This window comes from Cellulomonas sp. P4_B5_2, from assembly GCF_056402235.1.
Genome location: NZ_JBFUHU010000462.1, coordinates 1 through 2,116, shown reverse-complemented (window position 1 = coordinate 2,116; position 2,116 = coordinate 1). Strand labels below are relative to the sequence as shown.

At 74.7% G+C, this 2,116-nt stretch carries 2 protein-coding genes; both read left to right on the top strand.

What is annotated here, in order from left to right; genetic code table 11:
* Nucleotides 1-750: ABC transporter permease (locus tag AC1DUQ_RS21120; protein ID WP_477074561.1), on the top strand; the 750-nt coding region annotated here is incomplete at its 5' end.
* On the top strand, nucleotides 747-2,116 hold a 1,370-nt coding region (locus AC1DUQ_RS21115), incomplete at its 3' end, for an ATP-binding cassette domain-containing protein (protein WP_477074560.1). The genes AC1DUQ_RS21120 and AC1DUQ_RS21115, both read left to right, overlap by 4 nt.

Sequence of the window (2,116 nt, the reverse complement as noted above, 5' to 3'; positions counted from 1 at the left end):
GTGCTGGGCTGGGCGCTCGTGCCCGGACTCTTCACGGCCGCGGACCCGCTGGTCGGTGTGCCGGCCGAGAAGCTCAGCCCGCCGAGCGCGGCGCACTGGTTCGGCACCGACAACCTGGGCCGCGACCTGTACGCCCGCACCGTGCACGGCACCGGCCTCTCGCTGCAGGCGGCGCTGCTCGCCCTCGGTCTCGGGCTCGTCGTGGGCGCGTTCGTGGGGCTGGTCGCCGGCTACCTCGGCGGGGTCGTCGACGCGGTGCTCATGCGGACGACGGACGTGCTGCTGGCCATCCCCGGCCTGTTGCYCTCGCTCGCGGTGGTGACCGCGCTCGGGTTCGGCACGCTCAAGGTCGCGATCGCCGTCGGCGTCGCCGAGGTGGCCACGTTCGCCCGGGTCATGCGGGCCGAGGTCCTCCGCGTGCGGACCACCACCTACGTCGAGGCGGCCGTGCTGGCCGGGGCGCGCCGCCCGGCCGTACTCCTGCGGCACGTGCTGCCCAACGCCGCCGGCCCGATCCTCGTGCTGGCCACCGTGCAGCTGGGCGTCATCGTGCTGGCGGTCTCCTCGCTGAGCTTCCTCGGGTTCGGGGCCGTGCCGCCGACCCCGGAGTGGGGCTCGCTCGTGGCGGAGGGCCGCAACTACCTCGCGGTCGCGTGGTGGTTCACCACGCTTCCCGGGCTGGTGATCGCGGCGCTCGTCCTGGCCGCCAACCGCCTGGGACGCGTGCTCGAGGGAAGGACGCACCGATGAACGCGACCCCCGTCCTGCGTGTGCGCGACCTGGTGGTCGAGTACGAGGTCCATCGCAGAACCAGCGTGCGCGTTCCTGCTGTCCGCGGCGTGAGCTTCGACGTCCACGCGGGCGAGGTCGTGGCGCTGGTGGGCGAGTCGGGCTCGGGCAAGTCCACGACCGCGCACGCCGTGGTCGGGCTGCTGCCGACCGGAGGTCGCGTGGTCGGGGGGAGCGTCCGGCTGCACGAGGGCGAGCTCGTCGGACTGCCCTCGAAGGCGTGGCGGCAGGTCCGTGGCGCGCGCATCGGGCTGGTGCCGCAGGACCCGGGCATCGCGCTCAACCCGGTGACCCGCGTGGGCGACCAGGTGGCCGAGGTGCTCCGGATCCATGGGCGGCTCCGCCGTGCCGCGGCGGCTCAGCAGGCGGTGGAGATCCTCCGGTCGGTCGGGTTGAGCGACCCCGAGGCCCGCGCCCGGCAGTACCCGCACGAGCTGTCCGGGGGCATGCGCCAGCGCGTGCTCATCGGCATCGCGCTCGCGCTCGAGCCGGCCCTGGTCATCGCCGACGAGCCGACGAGCGCCCTCGACGTCACGGTCCAGCGCCGCGTGCTCGACCTGCTCGACGACGTCACCACGCGCGCCGGCTCCGCTGTCCTGTTCATCACCCACGACCTGGCGGTGGCGGCCGACCGCGCCGACCGGGTGGTGGTGATGAAGGACGGCGAGATCGTGGAGCAGGGACGGACCGCGCAGGTGCTCGGTTCTCCCGCGCACGCGTACACGCGGTCGCTGCTGGCGGCGGCGCCGCAGCTGACGGTGACGACCCCGCGAGCGCCCGTGCCCGACGTCGGCCCGGCCCCGCTCCTCGAGGTGCTCTCGGTGAGCAAGACGTTCCGGCTTCCCGGGCACGCGGGCCGCACGGTGCAGGCGGTCGACGACGTGAGCCTGTCCATCCCGCGCGGGGGAGCGTTCGGCCTGGTGGGGGAGTCGGGGTCGGGAAAGTCGACGGTCGCGCGGCTGGTCCTGCAGCTGACGGCGCCGGACTCGGGGACCGTGCTGCTCGATGGTGCGCGGGTGTCCGACGCCGCAGGCCGGGCGGTCCTGCGACGCAGGTCGCAGCTGGTGCACCAGAACCCGTTCGCCTCGCTCGACCCGCGGTTCACGGTGGCCAAGATCGTGGACGAACCCCTGCGGTCGCACCGCGTGGGCACTCGCGCACAGCGGCGGGACCGCGTCGTCGAGCTCCTCGACCAGGTCGCCCTGGGCGCCGCGTACGCCGACCGGCGCCCGGGCGAGCTGTCCGGCGGGCAGCGGCAGCGCGTCGCGATCGCCAGGGCCCTCGCGCTCGAGCCGGACCTCCTCGTGCTCGACGAGCCGACCAGTGC